At 31.5% G+C, this 21,219-nt stretch carries 19 protein-coding genes; 7 read left to right on the top strand and 12 right to left on the bottom strand.

Annotated elements, in window-relative coordinates; all coding sequences use genetic code 11:
* Positions 1–4 precede the first annotated feature (4 nt).
* The 3 genes from HYI43_03230 to HYI43_03220 are packed head-to-tail and all read right to left on the bottom strand — an operon-like array spanning position 5 to position 3,814.
* Positions 5–1,747, bottom strand: a complete 1,743-nt coding sequence (locus HYI43_03230; GenBank protein ID UDI77609.1) for an FTR1 family protein — start codon at positions 1,745–1,747, stop codon at positions 5–7.
* A complete protein-coding gene (gene efeB / locus HYI43_03225; protein UDI77608.1) occupies positions 1,728–2,954 on the bottom strand; it encodes a deferrochelatase/peroxidase EfeB in 1,227 nt (408 codons plus the stop codon). Before efeB ends, HYI43_03230 begins: the two co-directional genes overlap by 20 nt.
* Complete coding sequence (locus HYI43_03220) at positions 2,951–3,814, bottom strand: hypothetical protein (GenBank protein UDI77607.1); 864 nt, start codon at positions 3,812–3,814, stop codon at positions 2,951–2,953. The genes efeB and HYI43_03220 overlap by 4 nt, the downstream gene beginning before the upstream one ends.
* A 347-nt stretch (positions 3,815–4,161) precedes the next feature.
* Between HYI43_03220 and HYI43_03215 the strand changes: the two genes are divergently transcribed.
* Positions 4,162–5,157, top strand: coding sequence for an acryloyl-CoA reductase (locus HYI43_03215; protein ID UDI77606.1), 996 nt, complete (start codon positions 4,162–4,164; stop codon positions 5,155–5,157).
* Positions 5,158–5,208: 51 nt separating this feature from the next.
* Here HYI43_03215 and HYI43_03210 read toward each other — a convergent pair whose 3' ends face one another.
* From HYI43_03210 to HYI43_03175, 8 genes are all read right to left on the bottom strand, one after another.
* A complete protein-coding gene (locus tag HYI43_03210; protein ID UDI77605.1) occupies positions 5,209–5,613 on the bottom strand; it encodes a GNAT family N-acetyltransferase in 405 nt (134 codons plus the stop codon).
* Positions 5,614–5,634: 21 nt separating this feature from the next.
* Positions 5,635–6,666 carry an NAD(P)/FAD-dependent oxidoreductase gene (locus HYI43_03205; protein UDI77604.1) on the bottom strand — a complete coding sequence of 344 codons (1,032 nt, stop codon included), beginning with the start codon at positions 6,664–6,666 and terminating at the stop codon, positions 5,635–5,637.
* 185 nt (positions 6,667–6,851) lie between these two features.
* Positions 6,852–7,274, bottom strand: coding sequence for a DUF2871 domain-containing protein (locus HYI43_03200; GenBank protein UDI77603.1), 423 nt, complete (start codon positions 7,272–7,274; stop codon positions 6,852–6,854).
* Positions 7,275–7,658: 384 nt separating this feature from the next.
* Positions 7,659–8,270, bottom strand: coding sequence for a YcnI family protein (locus tag HYI43_03195; GenBank protein ID UDI77602.1), 612 nt, complete (start codon positions 8,268–8,270; stop codon positions 7,659–7,661).
* Positions 8,271–8,285: 15 nt separating this feature from the next.
* Positions 8,286–9,533: a copper resistance protein CopC/CopD gene (locus tag HYI43_03190; protein ID UDI79261.1), complete on the bottom strand. Its 1,248-nt coding sequence runs from the start codon at positions 9,531–9,533 to the stop codon at positions 8,286–8,288.
* A 261-nt stretch (positions 9,534–9,794) separates the two neighbouring features.
* Positions 9,795–11,150: an MATE family efflux transporter gene (locus HYI43_03185; GenBank protein UDI77601.1), complete on the bottom strand. Its 1,356-nt coding sequence runs from the start codon at positions 11,148–11,150 to the stop codon at positions 9,795–9,797.
* Positions 11,151–11,381: 231 nt separating this feature from the next.
* Entirely contained in the window at positions 11,382–11,810 is a 429-nt protein-coding gene (locus HYI43_03180) for a MarR family transcriptional regulator (GenBank protein UDI77600.1), read from the bottom strand.
* A 161-nt stretch (positions 11,811–11,971) separates the two neighbouring features.
* Positions 11,972–13,255 carry an ABC transporter permease gene (locus tag HYI43_03175; protein UDI77599.1) on the bottom strand — a complete coding sequence of 428 codons (1,284 nt, stop codon included), beginning with the start codon at positions 13,253–13,255 and terminating at the stop codon, positions 11,972–11,974.
* A 165-nt stretch (positions 13,256–13,420) separates the two neighbouring features.
* Between HYI43_03175 and HYI43_03170 the strand changes: the two genes are divergently transcribed.
* Entirely contained in the window at positions 13,421–14,035 is a 615-nt protein-coding gene (locus HYI43_03170; GenBank protein ID UDI77598.1) for a TetR/AcrR family transcriptional regulator, read from the top strand.
* Positions 14,036–14,066: 31 nt separating this feature from the next.
* Positions 14,067–15,008, top strand: coding sequence for a magnesium transporter CorA family protein (locus HYI43_03165; protein ID UDI77597.1), 942 nt, complete (start codon positions 14,067–14,069; stop codon positions 15,006–15,008).
* 64 nt (positions 15,009–15,072) lie between these two features.
* Here HYI43_03165 and HYI43_03160 read toward each other — a convergent pair whose 3' ends face one another.
* Positions 15,073–16,515: a PTS sucrose transporter subunit IIBC gene (locus HYI43_03160; GenBank protein UDI77596.1), complete on the bottom strand. Its 1,443-nt coding sequence runs from the start codon at positions 16,513–16,515 to the stop codon at positions 15,073–15,075.
* Positions 16,516–16,703: 188 nt separating this feature from the next.
* Here HYI43_03160 and HYI43_03155 point away from each other — a divergent pair, with 188 nt between their 5' ends.
* The 4 genes from HYI43_03155 to HYI43_03140 all read left to right on the top strand — a co-directional run bounded on the left by HYI43_03155 (position 16,704) and on the right by HYI43_03140 (position 21,172).
* A complete protein-coding gene (locus tag HYI43_03155; GenBank protein ID UDI77595.1) occupies positions 16,704–17,078 on the top strand; it encodes a YbgA family protein in 375 nt (124 codons plus the stop codon).
* 928 nt (positions 17,079–18,006) lie between these two features.
* Positions 18,007–20,112: an AraC family transcriptional regulator Rsp gene (gene rsp / locus HYI43_03150; protein UDI77594.1), complete on the top strand. Its 2,106-nt coding sequence runs from the start codon at positions 18,007–18,009 to the stop codon at positions 20,110–20,112.
* 67 nt (positions 20,113–20,179) lie between these two features.
* Positions 20,180–20,602, top strand: coding sequence for a pyridoxamine 5'-phosphate oxidase family protein (locus HYI43_03145; GenBank protein ID UDI77593.1), 423 nt, complete (start codon positions 20,180–20,182; stop codon positions 20,600–20,602).
* Positions 20,603–20,818: 216 nt separating this feature from the next.
* Complete coding sequence (locus HYI43_03140) at positions 20,819–21,172, top strand: DUF4889 domain-containing protein (GenBank protein ID UDI77592.1); 354 nt, start codon at positions 20,819–20,821, stop codon at positions 21,170–21,172.
* Positions 21,173–21,219: the final 47 nt, after the last annotated feature.

Raw genomic sequence — 21,219 nt, 5'->3', positions numbered from 1 at the left:
AATTTTATTTTACACGTTTCTCTTGTTTGTCTTTGCGACTTTTCAAAACAAAGAAAACAATTAATATAATATAAATCAATTGAGCGACAATCGTTTCAACACTTGGGTAGAAACCAATTAGACCTATGGTTGGTAAGCCTTCTACACCATGTTGTGGCACTGTGCCCAACAATTGCAATTTCTGAATACTAACACCGAGCATCTTGAATGCCATAATAAAGATTAAAATCGATAACACTCTGAAGATATAATAAATCGGTATGAGTTTCACTATAAATCTAAATAATAATGCGAAGATCACTAAAATAACAATGGCTAAAGCAATACCTACAACAAAGTCCATTGTTGTAATACTGCCTATCATACCCATGTAGAAGATAATAACCTCTACACCTTCACGTAGGACAGAAATTAAACCTATTGTACCTAACAATACGAGGTTACCGTTACTTATGGCATTTTGATACATATTTTGAATCATATCATTCCAACGTTTCGCACTTGAACGTCGATGCATCCAAATACCTACCACGTACATTAAAATCACTGCGATAATACCTAGCGTAGCTTCCATTCCTTCACGTAACAATCCATTATTGCCAAGTGTCTGAATGAATACAACTGCTAATGTGATACTTAATATTAAACCTAATACCGCACCACCAATTACACTGGCTGTACCTTTATTGTCCTTAACATTACGTGTCATTGTCGTTAAAGTCATGATGATTAATAATACTTCTAATCCTTCACGTAAGAAGATAATCATAACATCAATGAAAGAATAACCTTCTTGACCAACTGTGTCTTTAATATCAGAATTAATCTCTTGTAATCCCTTTTTCACACGATCTTTATTACTATTATCTAATATACTTTGATAATAAGGTATTTTGTCTTCAATTGTAGTGTATAGAGAGCCATTTTTAGTTTGAATTTTACCTTCAACATATGGCCAAATTTGAACGAACTTAGATAGTGCTGCGTCAGTTTGATCCAAATGATTGTCATCAATACCTTTAATCGCTTTATCTAGCTCATCATTTAGCTGCGTCACTTTATATTTACCAGTTTCTTGACTGGATTGTTTTTGGTCAACTGTATCAATACTTGATTTGTAAGTAGTCCATGCATTATCCACTTTTTTCGTATCTAAAGGTTCTTTTTGAATAGCAACTCGAAGTTGCATTAGATTAACTTCAATTTGTCCGTATTTACCTTCATCATAATTACGAATAGATGTTTCATGACTTGTCCAAATCTGATTCAAACTATTATTAATAGATTGTAACTCTGCTTCATCTTTACTTTTAATGGCCTTTTTTATTTGGTCATCTTTAGCATCCACTTGCTGTTTTAACGCTTTAATTTCACCTGAAATATCTTTTGTTGATACAGTATTTTCATAAGTAATTAAAGATTTTGTAAGTTCCGAAAGTTTGTCAGCCTTTTTGTCAGATGATGTCGCTTTATCAACCGCTTCTAGCTTAGACTTAACATCTTTACCTTCTTTATTATCTTTAATGTGTAATGATTTTATCTTTGATTTTATGTCATTGACAGCAGATTGTTTTTCTTTGTCACTCTTATCTTTATCTTCCAAAGTTGATTTAGCATCAGTAATAGCAACATAGATGTCACTTATTTTGCTATCTTCAGCAGCATGTACAGGAACAGATGGCATCACTCTTACAATTGTGACTGTTAATACCACTGCGATAAGTATTTTAACCAAATAATGTTTCACCGAGATAGCCTCCTTTTTGAACACCTGGCAATACAAGGAAGGATGCGGAACCTCGATGTGTAATATATTCATTTAATTTATCACTATGACCTAGATGATTTTGAATATCGATAAATTGTTGTGTTGATTTTTGGAAACAAATAAATAATAATCCCGTTTCCAAATTACCTGTCTTCGCATTTGTTCCATCGCTATAATTATATGCACGGCGTTTAATACTTGTCTTAGCTTCATGTGCTAATCGTGCATGTGCATCTTTATCTATAACATATTCACCTGTACTATCTTTTGCATCTAAATCTAAACTATCAAATTCTTTTTTACCAGTTAACGGCGCACCAGATGCTCGTTTACGACCAAAAGTGGCTTCTTGTTCTTCTAATGATGTACGGTCCCATGTTTCGATATGAATTTGGATGCGTCTAATAATACAATACGTACCATTTTTAGCCCATCCATCATCTATAAAGACATACTTTTTAAGTTCATCATTTTTTCTTGGATTAACTGTGCCATCTTTAAAAGCCATTAAATTTCTAGGTGTTTCTTCTAATTTACCTGAAACAAATCCATTTTGTGACCATCTCATTTTGACAACGTCTCTAAATGGGCGAATCAAATTATGTATTGCGTGAAATGTCACTTGCGGATCATTTGAACACGCTTGAATCATGATATCTCCATCACTATATTCATCGTCTAATTGATCATTTGGAAAATGTGGTAAATCTTTAAATCCTGAGGGTATTTTAGATGACAAACCTACTTTTTTTAAAAATGATTTACTTACACCATACGTTATTGTTAATTTACTTGCTCCTAAGCCGATAGACTCTCCCGTATCTACTGGTGGCATTAATACATTTTGACTATCTTTTTCTGCTGGAGAACCGTCTGTCATATTTACAGACATTTGCGTCCATTTTTTAAACATATCTTTGATTGTAGCTTTATCTTTCGTTTTTAAATCTAATGCTACGAAATTACAATTTTTTTGGGTAGGTGTTGTTATACCTGCTTGCACTTTGCCATAAAATTCGAAGGCACCTTTTTCTTCATTTTCAGGTGTATCAAACATTGATTTAAATGAGAAGATACTACCTGCACCACTAGCACCTATTACAACACCTGCACCACCTATTCCTAGCATTTTTAAAAATGAACGGCGTGAGACTTGAGAGGTTTGTTGATCATCTAGTTTACTCATTCTGTAACCACAGCCATTTTACTTAAAGGTTCTCCAAGTGCGTTAACAGCATCCGATAGTGCTTTTCTATCTTTCTTCGTAACCGCACTATAATCTTTATAGCCATCACCATCTTTATATTTATCCAATAAGCTATTTACTTTATCAAAGTTCTTTTGAATATCTGAACTTAATTTTTTATCTTTTTTCTCTAATTCAGGTTTAAATAAATCATAGATTTTTTGTGCACCTTGAATGTTTGCTTTGAAGTCATATAAATCTGTATGAGAATAAATTTCTTCTTCACCCGTAATTTTTGAAGTTGAAACTTCATTTAATAAATCTACTGAGCCTTGTAACATGAGTTTAGGTGTAATATCTAAAGTATCCGCTTTAGCATGCAATTCTTTAGCGTCTTTTAATAATTGATCAGCATCTTTTTTTGTAGTGTCGTCAATTTTATTATCTTGATATAGTGATTTTTCAATTTTATGATAACCAGTCCATTGGTCTTCTTTTTTCTCTTCTTTCATGTCAGCTAAACGCGCATCAATTTTTGGATCTAAATCACCAAATGCTTCAGCTACTGGCTCGGAGCGTTCATAGTACATACGTACTTTAGGATATAATTCTTTTGCTTTATCCATATCATCTGCTTTAACTGCTGCAACAAATTTTTCTGTACCTTCCAAGAATTTATTAAGTTGATTATCTGTATACTTTTCATATTCTTTAGTCGCTTTTTTAAGTTCTGCTTTGTTTCCACCACTACTACTTTGAGATTGCTTATCTTTATTACTACTGTCATCACTATGGCTACCGTTTCCACATGCTGCTAAAAGTAGTGATGAAGCTAATAAAATAGTTGGTAATTTTTTCATAATCTAGTCACCTCATAAGAATTTCGTTAATTATCTATCGATGCTGAAGTATTTAATAGTAATCCATGAACTTTATAGCTTTGATGTTTTGCTACAAAGACCTTATCCACTAGAAAAGCACGCCAATTTCAATTGATAATCATTATCAAAATTAATTATATGTTTGTCCTTATTATGTGTCAATAACAATTCAAATGTATTTTTAATTAACAATTTTTTTATTTTTTGCTTTCATGTTAAAGACTAATTTTTTCTTATAAATAGATTCGCATTAGCATACTCATTTTTACTAACGGGTATATTAAGTATTATGATAAATACATTCTTTAAAAAGGAGCGCGACATTTATGAGTAAAGAATTTAAAGCATTTTTAGTCGACAAAGAACAAGATGGAAAAGTAAAGAGTGACTTTACACAAATGACCACAGATGACTTACCTGAAGGAGAAGTGTTAATTAAAGTTCATTATTCTGGTATCAACTATAAAGACGCTTTAGCAACGACGGATAATAATAATATTGTTAAAAACTATCCTATGGTTCCCGGCATTGATTTAGCGGGTACAGTCGTAGAATCTGATGACCCTACTGTTGAAGAAGGCGAAGAAGTAATTGTGACAAGCTATGACTTAGGTGTTGATCATTATGGTGGCTTCAGTGAATATGCACGTGTGAAATCAGATTGGATTGTTAAACTACCTGATAATCTTACATTGGAAGAATCTATGATTTATGGTACTGCCGGTTATACAGCAGGCTTAGCGATTGAAAAATTAGAAAAAGCAGGATTTATGACACTTGAAGGTGGAAAAGTACTCGTAAGAGGTGCTTCCGGTGGTGTAGGATCATTAGCGGTATTAATGCTTTCAAATTTAGGTTATAAAGTAGTAGCAAGTACTGGTAATAAAGAGGCGGTTGAAAAGTTAGAACATTTAGGCGCTAAAGAAATCATTGATCGTATATCTGAAAATGACGACAAACCTTTAGGTTCTCGTACTTGGCAAGCTGCCATTGATCCAATTGGTGGTGCAGGCACACCATACGTTACAAATCGCATAGAAAATAATGGTGGCGTTGCATTAATTGGATTGACAGGCGGTGTCAAATTCGATGCTACCGTATATCCATATATTTTAAGAGGTGTGAGTCTCGTCGGCATTGATTCTGTATTCACACCAATGAAATTACGCGAACGTGTATGGAGACGTTTAGCCACTGATTTAAAATCTGATATGTTGCATGAAATTAAACGAAAAATTTCATTTTCTGATTTGCCGAATGGTATTGAATCCGTATTAAACCATAAAAATACAGGTCGTATCGTTATAGATTTTAATGCATAACGTAATAACAAAAGTCGCTGAGCATTTGTTCTACTCAGCGACTTTTTCTTATTATTTATATACAATATACATGCCACCAGACTTTGGTTCAGTTGATTGAAAGCCAAACTTTTCATATAACTTATCAGCTGGATAATCTGCAATTAAGCTAACGTATGTGCCTTGCTCAGCTACCTCTTCAACATATGCCATTATCTTTTCAAGAATCATTCTGCCATACCCTTGGCCTTGGTAATCAGGATCCACCGCTACATCTACGACTTGAAACGCAGTTCCTCCATCACCTATGACTCTTCCCATAGCTATCAATTTATCATCATCGTAAATCGTAATATTGTAGCACGCGTTAGGTAAACCATTACGTGCAGCCGCTTCTGATTTAGGACTCATACCAGTTTTAACTCTTAAATCACAATACGCCTGAACTTGTGGTGCTTCATTTGAATATTTAATCATAGTGACATCCCCTTTTGTATTCTATAAATATTTATTAATTATTTCTTTATTCGACGCTTTAAAGATATCATTATGGCTCGAAACATATCCTTCTTTATATGCGTCAGGCTCGATATATAGTTTAGCTAAGTTTGCTGCGTTTCCTGCATCACTAAATGCGCTCGCAATTAAATGTACTTTGGCGTCATGATGTACAATGTCTCCACAAGCAAAGATACCTGGAATATTAGTTGTAGTATTACCAAATCCTTTGACGCGATATTCATCATATAAATCTAGTTTTGAAGTGCAATCTTTTAATAAAGGATTTTCATGATCAAATCCGTGACTAATGATGACGTCATCAAATTCTTTCGTAGTGGTTTCTCCAGATTCTATATTTTCGAGCTTAACTTCTCGAATATGTTCACAGTCTCTATCACCAATAAGCTCACTAATTTGAGTTTTAGGCAATAAGGTAACATTTAAATCTTCAAGCACCTTAATCATCGCCTCGTAACCACGGATTTCTGGCTTTCTATAAATCAATGTAATAGATTTTGCGATACCTGATAAATCTCTTGCCCAATCAAGTGCCGTATTCCCGCCACCAGAAATTAAAATATCTTTCCCTTTAAATTTTGAAAATGATTGCACTACATAATGTAGATTGGTTAAATGATAACGTTCAGCATCCTTAATATTAAGTGGCTTAGGATTTATAATACCTCCACCAACAGCAAATATAACAGCCTTAGACTCATAAATATTACCTTCTTCTGTTTCAACTTCAAAGTGTTGTTCGGCAACTTTTCGAATATCCGTAACGCGTTCATTTAAATTAACTTCGGGATTAAAATGTAAACCTTGTTCAATCATATCCTTTATAATTTCATAACATGGCTTCGGTGCAACACCGCCAATGTCCCAAATAATTTTCTCTGGATAGATTTGCATTTTACCACCTAGTTTATCTTGAACGTCAATGATTCTCACTGACATGCCACGTAGTCCAGAATAAAAACTAGCAAATAAACCTGCAGGACCGCCCCCAATAATTGTTACATCTTGCATAATTCATCCTCCCAAGATTGTGTCCCTTAATAAATGATAATAATTATCATTGTTTCTTATCTATTATACTATATGTGGCCTATTTAATGAAGAAATCACATTCAAATAGTATGTAATTCATTATAAATTGAAAAAGACTTTCTATTAAAACACATGTACTGTGTCATAATAAAAAGTCTTCATCTTCATTGTTCGTCTCTAGGTTCTTTTAATGCTGCTTGACGTATTAAAAAGAATAACAGTAATAATCCAGCAAGCATACCCGTATGTCCAATACCAGCAAAGCCAGCAAATGCCTCTGCTGAGTAACTTTTACCTAATACTTGATAAGTCCCTTTAGTAACCATCATTCCAATCGTTACAATGACACTGATATTGTAGATAATAAAGAACCAATTGAATAAGTAATAGCTACTTAATTTAAATACCTTTTCAAGTGGAATTAATATTAAAAACATAAACATACCTAAAATCAACGTATGCGTATGTACGATAGATAATTGCGTATCGCCCGTAAAATGATGCGCTTTTGTTAATTCTCTATAGTAAAAACCACTAAATAGTCCAAGTATCATATAGACTAAAAAAGCATATAATAATCTACGCATAAAAAATGCCTCCCTCACATCATTATTATAATTCATTAAGTATAACTTTAAAGTGACAAAATATGTAATATTAACATAATAAACATACTAAGATTAGCTGTGAAGAGCCTGGGACATAAATAATATGATGATGCTATTTTGCAAATTCGCAGTAGCTGACTGAATTGAAAAGGCGCTTAAATCAAGCTTTTTCCAGTTCTAGTCATCCTTGCGGGCGGGGCCCCAACAAAGAGAATTTCACTAAGAAATTCTACAAGCAAAGCAAGTTGGGAGTCGGGGCCCCAGCAAAGAGAATTTCATCAAGAAATTCTACAAGCAAAGCAAGCGGGGAGTGGACGACGAATTTAAAAAGAATTCTGTCCCACTCCCTTTATAAACCTAATTCTATTTATTTCTAGAATGTTTAAACAATGCTACTAATGACAAGATAATTGCAATAATTGATACAATCCATAATGCAATTGAACCACCTGATGATTGTTGTGCATTAGAAGTATCTTTCGTTTTTTCATCTTTAGTTTCTACTGCATTCGCATCTTTTTTAACTTCTAAAGTTGGCGCTGGATGTTCACTGTTTTCTTTGCCAGTCCACTTAACTTTATCTCCATTATCATACGTTTGAATCGCTTTAAACGCGTATTTACCTTCTTCTTTAGGGCTTGCGACGATGACAGGTAAATCGATAAATTCATCTGGACCAATCCCTTTACCTTTAGCCGTCCAAGTAATTTTAGTAATGTTACCTTTTTTATCTTTATCTAATTTATATTTATACTCATCTACAGGTTGAATATTCACAACTTGAACATCTTTAGGAACGTCTAATTCAACTTTCTTAGTATGATCTTTTTGTTCTACGGGTACTCGTACGTCTACACGTTCGTAAGATTCTGGATCTACAGCTTTAGGATTTAAAGTGACATGTGCATCGGCAACCTTAAAGAAGCCAACTGTAAAGAAGAGTAATAAACTTGTTGCTAATAATTTTTTAAACATTTCTTGTTCTCCTTTTTATGGAATACTGATTTGACTCATAATAACACCGGCAAGAATAAGTACAATACCAATCGTTACTTCAACAATTAAAGATATTTTGTTAACTCTATATTTTTTATTAAGTGCACGCGTTGTTTGCATAAAACCTAATCCCATCATAATCAATGTACCTATTATTTTGATGAGCAAGAATACTGTCCAAGTTTGCATATTCGACCAAATTGATAATATCTTAGTCTCATCAATTGACATTAGTATTCCTGAAATAATAATGATTCCAACTGCCGCAGCATTTACTTTAAATAAAATTTCTTTTAATAAATCTACAGCGTCTCTTTTACGTGTAAATACTGAAATAAGTAAATATACGAGTGCACCTAACCATAAACTGATACCTGTTAAGTGTAATGTTCTTAAAATAATTGACCATAGAGGCACACTTTGAGACCAAGCATGTCCTGACATACTTAAAGTTAGTATCATCAAAATGGAGACAATCCAATACCATGATTTTTCCATATTTCTTAATACGAAAAGTCCACTTAAAGTAATTAATGCTATTGAACTTAAAATATAAGGAAATTGAATTAAGGCACTTGGATTTAACGTTAACACTGCATCTAATACATCAGACGATAATGTCATTAAATATAATACAAGTGACATTAAATAAGCCATCATCATAATTAAAGATACAGCCACATGTCGTGGGAAAATATCAAACGTTGATAAATTATTACGTCGTGCAATACCATTAAGCCAATATAAACCAACTAAAATTATTGTGGCACCTTCTGCTATATATCTAAATAAACCAAACCAAAAATCTGGTTGCTCATAAAAAGCGGGTGTGGTATCTACACCATTGGCTGTTTTCTTGCCTACTGAGAATTCGAAACGGTCGCTGATTTCATGTCCATCAGCTGATACAGTATGCCATTCAATTTGTTGCGTACCATGTTTAACTTTGTCTGCTGGAAATGACAATGTTTGTGAATGACCAGTTGTTGAAGGTTTAACATCGGCTACCTTTTTACCTTTATCATTGTAGATTGTTATTCCTGAATAATCTGCATTAACTGGTTCGTTGTATGTCAATTCAAAACTATCGGGATGTTTGGAAACCACACCATTTTGGGAGGGTGTTGTTTTTTCTAATGTAGCGTGCGCTGAGGCTATGTTCTGTAAATTTGGTATCAATACTAATAAGAACATCAATAACGTCGCCAAAACTACTTTTGTACCTCGCTTTAATTTCACAATTGACTTCCCCCTATAAAATTTTGCTCATTTATCAATAATAAGATATTGTCTGCTATTTAACAATAATTATTATAATTTGTCACCTTTTAGCCAAAAAAGAGTGAATCAAAATTTGTATTAAATACTTTGATTCACCCTCTAAATAAAAACTTATATATATTTTGCAATCCAGTTAGTTTATAGGAATATAGCTGTGTTTGTGCAATAAGAAATGCAGTTCAAGATAACTGATACATTTCTTTAGTAGTAAACCTACTGCTACTAGTTTTCAATCAAAGCTGCTTTATCAACTGTTAATTGATTTCTTAGTAAATATACAATTAACATAGCTAAAAGTGCACATATTGTTTCGGCAATCAGTAATGACCAAATGACACCAGTTAAACCAAATAATGCATTTAGGGTAAATAGTACTGGAATAATTACAGTACCTTGAGCAATAGCCATAATAGTTGCACCGCGACCTTGACCAGTCGCTTGTAACATACCAGTGAATAAGAAACCAATACCATTTAACAATAAGGAAGTCATTGTTACTTTTAAGATAAATGTAGCTAATGTGACAATTTGTGGATCAGTACTAAATAATTGAACGATTGAATGACCAAATAACATTACAATCACCATACATACTGCAAAGATTGCTGCGATTGACATAATTACAACTTTAATTGTGTCTTTCATACGTGTTTTGTTAGATACAAAATTATACGCTATTAATGGTACAACCCCTTCTGAAAGTCCCATAATAATTAATTCTGGAAATTGTACGAGTCTAAATGAAATACCATAACTTGCAATAGCATAGTTACCATAATGAGCTAAGAATAAATTAACGACTAACCCCGTAACCCCCATCAATACAACCATTAAGAATGCTGGAATACCAATTTTGAAAATTTCTTGCATCATTGCTTTCGTTGGTTTAGCGTGTTTAATTTTTAAAGACAATGTTTCATCTTTCATTGCAAAATAAATAATAAAGAATAGTGCAGCAACTAGATTCGAAATGGCAGTACCTAATGCAGCACCTACCACATCTAAATGAAAACCGAATATTAATATTGGATCTAAAATCATATTCAATACTACACTTGAAATCATGCCAATCATTGAAATAATTGGTTTACCGATAGCACGTGCAAATTGTTCTAACACAAAGAATAAAATAACAAACGGTGTACTTAAGAACTCTATTTTTAAATAATCGCTAGTATATTTTAATGTTTCTCCGCTTGCTCCTAAAACACTTGCGATTTGATCAGTAAAAGGAAAAGCGATAATCGCAATGATTAAACCAAATACAAAACTGCAATAAATTGAGAAACTACTTACATAATGACTTTTTGTATAGTCTTTAGCACCAAGTAATCGAGAAATATACGTTCCTCCACCTACACCAAACAAGTTTCCGAATGCCATCAATATTGCAAATATTGGTAATGTTAATGAAATTGCTGAAATCATATGGCTATTATCTAAGAAACCTATAAAATAAACATTTAATATACCATAAATCACGCTTAATAATGATCCAATCATCATTGGTAAAGAGAAATGCATCATCGCTTTGATAATTGGTGATTCCTCAAAATAATATAATTGTTCGTCTTTCATTTCCATAATCTCCTTTAATATTAGATACCTAATAATTAGATACCTAACTATATAATTAAAAATTAAAGGAGTAAGACTGAAACTCATAGAATTTCATTATCTCACTCCGGTATACAATGCTTCTATTGAAATACTTTAAACACGTTTTATTTCAATTTAGTCATTAGATACCCTATATTAAAATGATTTATGACCATGCATTTTATAAGTCATAAAATATTTATTAATAAATTAATTGGCTTCCTTAATATTTTCATACATTCTGTTGAAGAAAGATTTTAATTCATCTTTTTCCTCTTTGTTAAAGTCTTTGACCAGTATTTCTTCTATATCATCAAAAATCGTTACAAAAGATTCAACAAGTTGATTACCTTCTTCAGTAAGTTTCAAATTTTTACGTCTAGAATCATTAGGATCAACCATACGATAGATGAGGCCTTTATTTTCTAAACTTTTTAAAGTTGAACTCACAGTAGATCCCTTTCGTTGAAAAGTATTGAGCAATTCATTCTGAGTAATGCCTCTATCCTTATGTCTATACATATAACCTAATGTATGACTTTGTTCTTGAGTGACATTATATTCATTTAGTTTACGGTCAGCGTAATGTTTCATTTCATGCGCTAACATTCTTACTAAATATTGATATGTTACTTCCATACCCTCACCTCATTTAGTTAGATGTCTAACGAATATAATACGCTCTTTTTCGATATAGTCAACCGATATATTAAAGTTTAAATTTTCAGATTTTTATATTTTAAAAAAAGACTTCAAATTGGTGTTTGCTCACCAGATTGAAGTCGTATCTTACTCATATCTTATGATGGAACTTCTGTACGTTTTGTGCTGTGTTTTCTTACAACAGCAGATGTGATGCTAGATATAACACCGAATGCCATAAAGCCAAGCATCATCCATACTGTAGTATTCAATTCGATATGTTGACCCATATAGATAATTCTTCTTAGTGTATTAGCATAATGTGTAAATGGATCGATGCTATATACCCAAGTTTGATAATTTTTTGGAAGCATTTGTTTTGGTAAAGTTACCAATTGCATACTAAAGAACATAAGAAGTATGAAGATTGGCAATGCTTTCATACCTAACCATACCATGATGCCTAAGATTAAACCGATAAATCCTAACATTGAAATTGTTATGAAGATGGCAACTCTACTCATGTTTCCAATGCCAAAATCAAATCCTAATATACCGTGCATGAATGCTACAAAAGCAAAACTTGCTAATAAAGCAGTTACAACCGCAAACACGATTTGACCTATTGAAGCGATTATTCTTTGTCTGACAGATGTATTATTAGTTGTTCTAAATGCAAAGAATAATAATACAGACGTTACTAATGATCCCATCCAAACAGGCATGAACATTAAGAATGGTGCGTTACCGCCAGCTTGATGATCCTCAATTTTGTGAAGCGTTTGATTATCTGTTTTTACAGGATTCGTAATACCTTTAATATCTGATGGATTAACTTTCACATCTTGTTTTGACAATGTTTGAATACTTTGTTTTGTGATTTGATTATTTAGGTTATCTCCCATGCCACTTAACACATTACCTACTATTTGAGAAGCTTGCATGCTTACACCTTTATTAGTAATAGTTTTAAATGTAGCTGCTTTTACATCAACTTTTTGATTACCCATTTTCTTTTGCATTTGTTGGGCAGCTTGAGCAGGAACCTCACCAGACTCAACTTTATCTTTCATCTCTTGTTTTTTACTGTCCATAACTACTTTTTGAGTTTTACTCATTGCATTTTTTGAGAAATCCTCGTTAAAAATGGCAGCACCATAATATTTTTCTTTATTGAATCCATTTTGCAAATCTGATACATGATCAACTTTAACCCATTTAATTGTTTCAGATTTGCTAGTCATTAATTTATCTTCAATTTTTTTACCAATATTTACTTTATTCCCCTGAATATTGACACCTTTATCGTTATTAACTACAGCAATTGGTAGTTCTTTTGGTTTTGGATTGTATGCTGGGTAGAACGCTAAAGAGAAGATGACTAATAAAGCAATCGCTGCTAAAGGTGTAACCCAGAGTAAAATACTTTTAAATATATTCATGAATAACTTACCTCCTAATATTTATTGAACAATGTGTTGAATATTTAATACTTTGTAAATTATAATGAGATAGTCATAAATAAACAATAATCAATTATTCAAATACCGTATGTTTTTGAACAGATTAGTTATTTTTGTCTATTAAAATATAGGAGGTCGAGAAATATGAAAGAAGATAGGCGCATCAGAAAGACAAAAACAGCAATAAAGCGTGCTTTTACAGAATTATTAAAACAAAAAGACCTCGACAAAATTACTGTTCAAGATATTTCAAATAGTGCTGATATCAATCGTGGTACATTCTACTTACATTATGAAGATAAATATATGCTATTAACTGATATGGAAGATGAATGTATTTCTGAAGTTTGGTCATTATCACAATTTAATAAATTCGAGGGCAGTGATCCTGAGGCTATCGCAAATAACTTTATTAATAATAATTTAAAGAGTGTGTTGCAACACATCTCTGATAATATGGATTTCTACCATACTATATTGCAACTAGACCGTAAAAGTCGACTCGAAGAAAAAATATATTCCTTAATTAAGAATAATATGCAAAAATATATTAGTATTGACAATGAAATTGATGGCATTCCTGAGATGTACTTTCACAGTTATGTTGCAGGTGCTACGATTTCTACTATTAAGTATTGGGTGCAAGATGAAGATCGTATATCCGTTGAAGACCTAACAGAACACATTTACAAAATAATCTTTAATGGGCCTTTACGTATTATGATTGAAAATCACTATAAACGTACTCACACGAAGTAAAACAAAACGAATATGAAAGGAATCATTAACCATGCTAACTGCATATAAACATTCAACAAATAATGATATTGTTGAAACAACTTTAGACCAATCTGCATCATGGATTAATGTTGTAGAACCGGATAGAGAAGAAATTGAACAATTAATTGAAACTTATAATCTTCCAGAAGACTTTATACGAGATCCTTTAGATGCCGATGAAAGTGCACGTATAGAATACGATGAAGATACAGGTTATTCACTTATCATCATCGACTTACCAATTGTTAGCTCTACAAATCGTCGTGTATTATCATTCGTTACAATTCCGCTAGGTATTGTCATTGGTAAAGGCCTTATATTAACAATTTGTGACGCTGAAAATGAATTTTTAGAAAATTACGCACGTCAAGAGAACGTTAATTTAAAATTTCATAGTCGTTTTGCATTAGATATATTATTGACAATTTCAAATCACTACAACAGAAATTTAAGATTATTAAATAAATCACGAATCCGTATTGAACGTGAATTGAAAAATAATATTACAAACAGACAGCTTTATAAATTAATGGAAGTCGAAAAAAGTTTAGTATACTTCTTAGCTGCACTAAAAGGTAACGATACAATTATTAAAAAATTATTCCGTTTACCTGCTATTAAGCGTTTTGAAGAAGACGAAGATTTATTAGAAGATTTAGTCATTGAAAATAACCAAGCAATTGAAACGACCGAACTATATACAGGTATTCTAGAAAGTATTACTACTTCTTATTCATCGCTATTATCAAACGAAATGAATAATATTATGAAGACTTTAACGTTATTCACTGTATTACTTACTTTACCTACATTAGTATTTAGTTTCTTTGGTATGAACGTTCCACTTCCCCTCGATGAAAAGAGCTATATGTCTTGGCTCGTAATCGTTGGTATATCACTTATTCTTGTTACAATCGTAAGTATCTTCTTATGGCGTAAACAGAAAATGTAATCAAAAAGGTAATTTCTATCTTAAACTCGGTAGAAATTACCTTTTTTGTTATAAATCTATTCTATTATTCTGCAGCTGCTTTATAAGCTTTTCTTCGTGATAATACGATTGTTACTGAAACTGAGACGACAAAGGCAATAAACATTCCTATAAAGTAATGTAGCCAACCTGCATGAGCAGGGTTAATTGAAATGAAACCAGGTAATCCTGCAGTACCTAATGCAATCGCTTTGACTTTAAAGAATGAAATATATGCTGAACCAACAGCTGAACCTAAAATAGCACCAATAAATGGATATCTAAGTTTCAAGTTAACACCGAACATTGCTGGTTCTGTTATACCAAGTAATGCTGAAATACCTGCAGCTGAAGCAACACCTTTCAGTTTCTTATTATTTTTAATAATTAAGAATGCTGCTAATGCTGCACCACCTTGCGCTACATTTGACATAGTGGCTATTGGGAAAATAAATGATCCCCCTGTTTTTGCTTGATCTGCAATTAACGTTGTTTCAACCGCAATAAAGCTATGATGCATACCTGTTATAACGATTGGCGCATAGAATAAGCCAAAGATAAATCCTCCAATTGCACCACCAAATTCGTATAACCATGTTAATCCATCTGATAACCAATATCCTAATTGTCTCGTGATTGGTCCTACAAATAAAAATGTTAAAAATGCTGTAACTAAGATAGATAGTAATGGCGTTAATAAATTATCCAAGACTGTTGGTATCACCTTGCGTAATGCTTTTTCAATCGTAGCTAGGATGTATGCAGCCACTAGCATTGGTAGAACTTGTCCTTGATAACCCACTTGGTTAATATGTAATCCAAATATGTCCCAATGTGGAATAGCTTTTCCTGCTTCTACTGCCTTAGGAAAATCATATGCACTCATTAAAGATGGATGCACTAAAATCATACCTAATGCCGCACCTAAGAATGGATTACCACCAAACCGCTTCGCTGCACTAAATCCAATAAGAATTGGTAGCAAGGTAAATGGCGCATTGGCAAATATATTAATCATATCTGCTAATCCAGCAAATTGGCTATGGACTTGAATCAATGATTTATTGTCATAAAATAAATCAGGTGCTGTTAAAATATTGTTAATCCCCATTAATAAACCACCAGCAACGATGGCTGGAATAATAGGAACAAAAATATCAGACAACATTTTTACAAAACGCTGTAATGGGTTCATATTTTGGGTCGATTTATCTTTAACATCTGCTGTAGTGGATGCTTCTTTTCCAGTAATGTGTTCTAATTCATTAAACACTTTATTTACTGTACCTGAACCAATGATAATTTGATATTGTCCTCCAGTAGAAAAAGTCCCTTTGACCACATCCATCTTAGATAATTTGTCTTCATCTACTTTACTTTCATCATTTAATACCAGTCGTAATCTCGTCGCACAATGTGCCATGGCGTCTAAATTGTCCTCACCACCTATGGCTTCAAGAATCTCTTCTGCCGACTTTTTATAATTCATCCAAATAACCTCCCTTATTAATGGAACCGGTTCTATTACTTACTTTTATTGTAATCGGTTCCATAAAATTTAGCAATATCCTTTTATGAATTTTCACTTCTACTATTTTTGATGTGAAAATAGATTGTAAATGATGCACTTCGGGAAATGTTAATATAAATATGATTCGATATTTGAGGTGGTAGCTAATGAAAGAACGAGGATATATTGAAAAATTATGGCGTGAAGAAAAATATAATGTCTTATTTCATAGTCAACAACATTATAATGATATCAGAGTATTACTCAAGCAATCTCCTTCTCTATCGGAAGTGCAGCATGCAATATGTGAAGCCTTAAATACACAACCTACTAAAGGAACGATGATCAACGCTTATGATCATATGTGGGGATATTTTAAAAAAGTTGCAACTAATAATGAAAAATCTCAATCAGAAACATTAAAAGAAGCTTTTATAAACGATAGTTGTCAAAGTGATGAATTATTATATTTTTTAAAAACGCTGGCTGACAAATATAAGATTACCTATTTGCAAAATTCTACCATATTAAATAAAAGCTAAACGTTTTAGTAGATATTTAAATAAAAATGGGACAGAAATCAATTTTTCTGTCCCATTGCTTATATTAATTCTGTTTTCTGTTAAAGAATTGTATTCTTGATGCTTACCACGTCATTAAAAAAGTATATTTAGAGATAATAGATAATAATACTGTTTACACTTTGGATTTAAAAAATTTAGGAATTGGGGGAGTGCTCTATATATACATAGTTTAGCTACTGTTAATACCTTTCATTAGTGACAAATGCATATTCTTTATCTATGATGTATGGCGCTTCTAGGAAGTGATGTCTGACTATATTTCATTACTTATCTAATTAAGAATTCTATTAGATTGACTGATCATGATGTTATTAAGATTTAATAATTTAACCGACATGGGATATGATTTTATGGTGTTGGGAATCTTGATGTTGAATCTAAATGTTTCCATAGTCAGTTGATAAGTAAGAATAATTGAAGTTTACATTTGTTAAGTCACTCTTTTGCTCTGACAGATGTCTTGAAACTTAGTTTTTAATTAACGTTTTCTTGATGTTTAAATTCTTTGCGATGTTATTCGTAGTTGTTTATACAGAATTAAATTTAGATTTCTAGCTTTGTTAATCATCATAAAGACAACTTTAATGTGTACACTTTGGCTCTTTATGATTTAAATGAGTTGCACTTGAAATCTATATTTATTATGCACTGAATTTAATTGCCCTACGCTATTAAAACTTTTCAAATTAGTAACGCTATATTTTCAATTTTTTTATTATGTTGTATAACTGAGAAAATTTTTATCGCTTTCATTAAAAATACGCAAAATTTTTTTATTTTCGACTATTAATTTTTTCGCTCATTTAATTTATAATAGCTCTTATTATTCATTCATCACTCAAAATATTATATTTATGAAATAAAAATTTACAGGAGATAAACACGTATGAGTAGCAACCTACAATTATATAATCGTTTTACCACTACACCGACTCGAAACATTAACTATGTTATCTTATATTTTTCACTAACTAATGAATTAACTATCACTATCAACGGTGTCACAAAAGAATTATACAATCATATTGCTATTATTAATCAGGGTGACTTATTTAATATTGATGATTCTCATCATCTCATTGAACTAAAAATACCTATAGCCTACTTTTATTTAGAAGATAGTGATTTCTTTAATTGTTTTTTCGACCGTCATTTATTGCAATCCAATCATTTTATTAAATCTCTAATTCTGCAAAGAATTTCCAGTTTCATAAATAATGAAACACCAGACAATGAAGCAGTTTCAAAGATTATTCGCACACTTTATAAAGAAGCCGTCGTTAGAACTTCTTCATCTTATATACCTAAGATGACAATTAATTATCAATTGTTATCTAACATTGTCCTTTTTATTAATGAAAATATAACTGCCAATATTTCCCTGCAAGATATCGCTCAACATGCATTAATTTCCGAATCATATTGTTCAAATTTATTTGGTCGCTTTTTAAATGTCAATTTCAAAGATTTCTATACGAGCTTAAAAATTAATCACGCACTAAAGTTATTATTAACAACAAATGACTCGATAACTTCAATTTCTGAGCTATCTGGATTTAGTAGCCATACTAATTTTACAAATCAATTTAAAAAATACCTTTATGTTAGCCCAAAACAATTTCGTTCAAAATTAAATCAGATGGAACCATTGCCAGTTATTCGACTTACAGAATCTATCAGTCCACAATTTTTGAATTTAATTTCTCATTTTGAATTTACGGATCAACTCACTGCTGAAACAACGAATGTCAAATTAGACAACGTTGAGTTGCAAGATAAAGCACAATTTTCAACTGCTTTTGTTGATTTTCAAGATATAAATGAATTGTTTCAATTTGTATTCAACGATTATTATGATATTGATTTATCTTACTTGCCTAGACCTGCAATATTAATTAATGATGCGAGTAACATTAGTAACCAACAGATTAATTTCAATTTATTAAATCGTTGTTTTGAAAAGTTATTTGAAAAAGATATTAGACTAGCAGTTACAATTAAATATAAATCAGAATTTGAAGCTATTTATAAACTGATTATGCTCTTTTTACAGAACAATAGAGATTATAAATGGCATAAAAAGAGATTAAAATTCATGTTAGTGTTTGACACAGAAACAATGTCAATTCAAGATATACATCTGTCACATCTTAAATTGAAAAATAAAAATAAATTCATCAAGTACGGATTAATCATAGACGGTTTGATACGTCAAAAGGATTCACTGCAAGATACGTATGACATGATGAATCGCATGAATTTCGACTTCTATTTTGTAGATATTGAAAACATTAATACGAAAAGTGTATTAATTGATAAGCAACGTGGATTTACCCAAGCTTCAACACATTTTGAAAATTATTTACGTTTCATTAATGATTCCAACATCCCATCTACGCAATTCGTATATCGAAGCTTATCATTAAAATGCTTCAAATATACAAATAATGGTGCTAACGCTCTACAATTATCAGATATAGTATGTCATTTAACTCAATTAATTAAATACGGTGGCGGTGTGTGCTATCAACTTATTGAGACAAATCCTATGTATATCTCTTTATTTAACCATCATGGTAGTTTATTACCAATAATGCATTTATACCGATTTATATCTCCTTTTATGGAAGAATCGATTTACATTTCTAATAATTATGTGATGTGTATTAAGGATGGTAACTATCATTTCATCTTGTTTAATAAGATTAATGATCGCTATTTATCTGATAGTAAGCAACACTATCTTTTTGAAAATGAATTTAAAGAGAATACTTTATTTATCGTGGATACATTAAATAACGAGCATGGTTCAATACAAAATTTACTACCACAAGACAAGTTACCTGTATACATTGAAAAAGAGATCATTGAAAAGATAGACAAATGTAATCATCCTAAAACTGAGTTATTCATCCAAGAAAAAGATGCTTTACCGTTTCAAATTACTTTGAAACATGATGAAGTGAAATATATTTGTATCAAGCCTACTTAATTCTCATTTTATATTTAGTTTAGTTATTTCGTGATTGGGCTATATAATTATTAAGGAGATGATAAGTTTGGATAAACAGCAAGCCACTCAAGCAATTGAAAAAGTTTTAGACACTTCTAAAGTTGGTGTATTATCAACTGCTTATAATAATAAACCAAATAGTAGATACATGGTCTTTTATAATGACGATTTAACACTATATACTAAAACAAGTAATAAAACTACTAAAGTAGATGAAATTAAAAATAATCCTAATGCGTATATCTTATTAGGCTACAATGAAACAACGAATAATAGCTTTGTAGAAATTGAATCGACAATTGAAATTGTAGAAGACCAAAAAGTGATTGATTGGTTATGGGAAACGCAAGATAAAACATTCTTCGACTCTAAAGAAGATCCAAATCTTTGTGTACTTAAAGTAGTTCCTAAAACTATTACATTAATGAATGATGATGATATTGATACACCGGTAACTATCGAAGTTTAAATCACTCATGTTCGTTATAACAGATAACAACTCATCATTTTACACTGTCAACTTAAGCCTTAGCCCACGTTGACAGTGTTTTTATTTGTATATATTTTAGTATGAAGTCGTCGCACAAAATTTGGACACAATTCAATTTATTATATTTTAGTATTTTATTGCAATTTAATACTAATTTTTGTATAAAAGAGATAGTACTTTTAAAGGAGTTTCTTTATGAAAAACAAAAAAGGTTTAGGCATCGGTATTGCTTTAATTGCGATTATGTTAATCGCATGTATCGTTTTAGTCATCATGATGATGACAGGTGGTCAAAAAGAAACATATTATGGTTATATGAAAAATAGTCATACCATTGATAAAATGGTGAACGAACAAACTGAAAAAGTTGAAAAAAATGTTGAATTACCTTCAGATACAAATGCTAAAGTTAAGAAAGGCGATTTTGTATTCTTAGTGAAAGAAAAAGGCTCTGACAAATTTTCAAGAGTATCTAAAGTAAAACACGATGATGTACCACATGGTCTTATGATGAAAATTCATAAAATGCATGATATGAAAGGTATGTAAGTGTAAATATAAGCAGGATAGAAATCATTTCAATGTAAATCGATTTC

Source organism: Staphylococcus taiwanensis (genome assembly GCA_020544305.1).
Classification (GTDB): Bacteria; Bacillota; Bacilli; order Staphylococcales; family Staphylococcaceae; genus Staphylococcus; species Staphylococcus taiwanensis.
The sequence above is the reverse complement of the archived record's forward strand: the minus strand, read 5'-3'. Positions and strand labels throughout refer to the sequence as shown.

Excerpts from the sequence above, each read along its gene's own strand:
- HYI43_03210 (UDI77605.1), bottom strand. The coding sequence starts at position 5,613 with ATGATTAAATATTCAAATGAAGCACCACAAGTTCAGGCGTATTGTGAT.
- HYI43_03175 (UDI77599.1), bottom strand. The coding sequence starts at position 13,255 with ATGAATATATTTAAAAGTATTTTACTCTGGGTTACACCTTTAGCAGCG.
- HYI43_03195 (UDI77602.1), bottom strand. The coding sequence starts at position 8,270 with ATGTTTAAAAAATTATTAGCAACAAGTTTATTACTCTTCTTTACAGTT.
- HYI43_03185 (UDI77601.1), bottom strand. The coding sequence starts at position 11,150 with ATGAAAGACGAACAATTATATTATTTTGAGGAATCACCAATTATCAAA.
- rsp (UDI77594.1), top strand. The coding sequence starts at position 18,007 with ATGAGTAGCAACCTACAATTATATAATCGTTTTACCACTACACCGACT.
- efeB (UDI77608.1), bottom strand. The coding sequence starts at position 2,954 with ATGAGTAAACTAGATGATCAACAAACCTCTCAAGTCTCACGCCGTTCA.
- HYI43_03220 (UDI77607.1), bottom strand. The coding sequence starts at position 3,814 with ATGAAAAAATTACCAACTATTTTATTAGCTTCATCACTACTTTTAGCA.
- HYI43_03200 (UDI77603.1), bottom strand. The coding sequence starts at position 7,274 with ATGCGTAGATTATTATATGCTTTTTTAGTCTATATGATACTTGGACTA.
- HYI43_03215 (UDI77606.1), top strand. The coding sequence starts at position 4,162 with ATGAGTAAAGAATTTAAAGCATTTTTAGTCGACAAAGAACAAGATGGA.
- HYI43_03180 (UDI77600.1), bottom strand. The coding sequence starts at position 11,810 with ATGGAAGTAACATATCAATATTTAGTAAGAATGTTAGCGCATGAAATG.
- HYI43_03155 (UDI77595.1), top strand. The coding sequence starts at position 16,704 with ATGAAAGAACGAGGATATATTGAAAAATTATGGCGTGAAGAAAAATAT.
- HYI43_03160 (UDI77596.1), bottom strand. The coding sequence starts at position 16,515 with ATGAATTATAAAAAGTCGGCAGAAGAGATTCTTGAAGCCATAGGTGGT.
- HYI43_03205 (UDI77604.1), bottom strand. The coding sequence starts at position 6,666 with ATGCAAGATGTAACAATTATTGGGGGCGGTCCTGCAGGTTTATTTGCT.
- HYI43_03140 (UDI77592.1), top strand. The coding sequence starts at position 20,819 with ATGAAAAACAAAAAAGGTTTAGGCATCGGTATTGCTTTAATTGCGATT.
- HYI43_03165 (UDI77597.1), top strand. The coding sequence starts at position 14,067 with ATGCTAACTGCATATAAACATTCAACAAATAATGATATTGTTGAAACA.
- HYI43_03170 (UDI77598.1), top strand. The coding sequence starts at position 13,421 with ATGAAAGAAGATAGGCGCATCAGAAAGACAAAAACAGCAATAAAGCGT.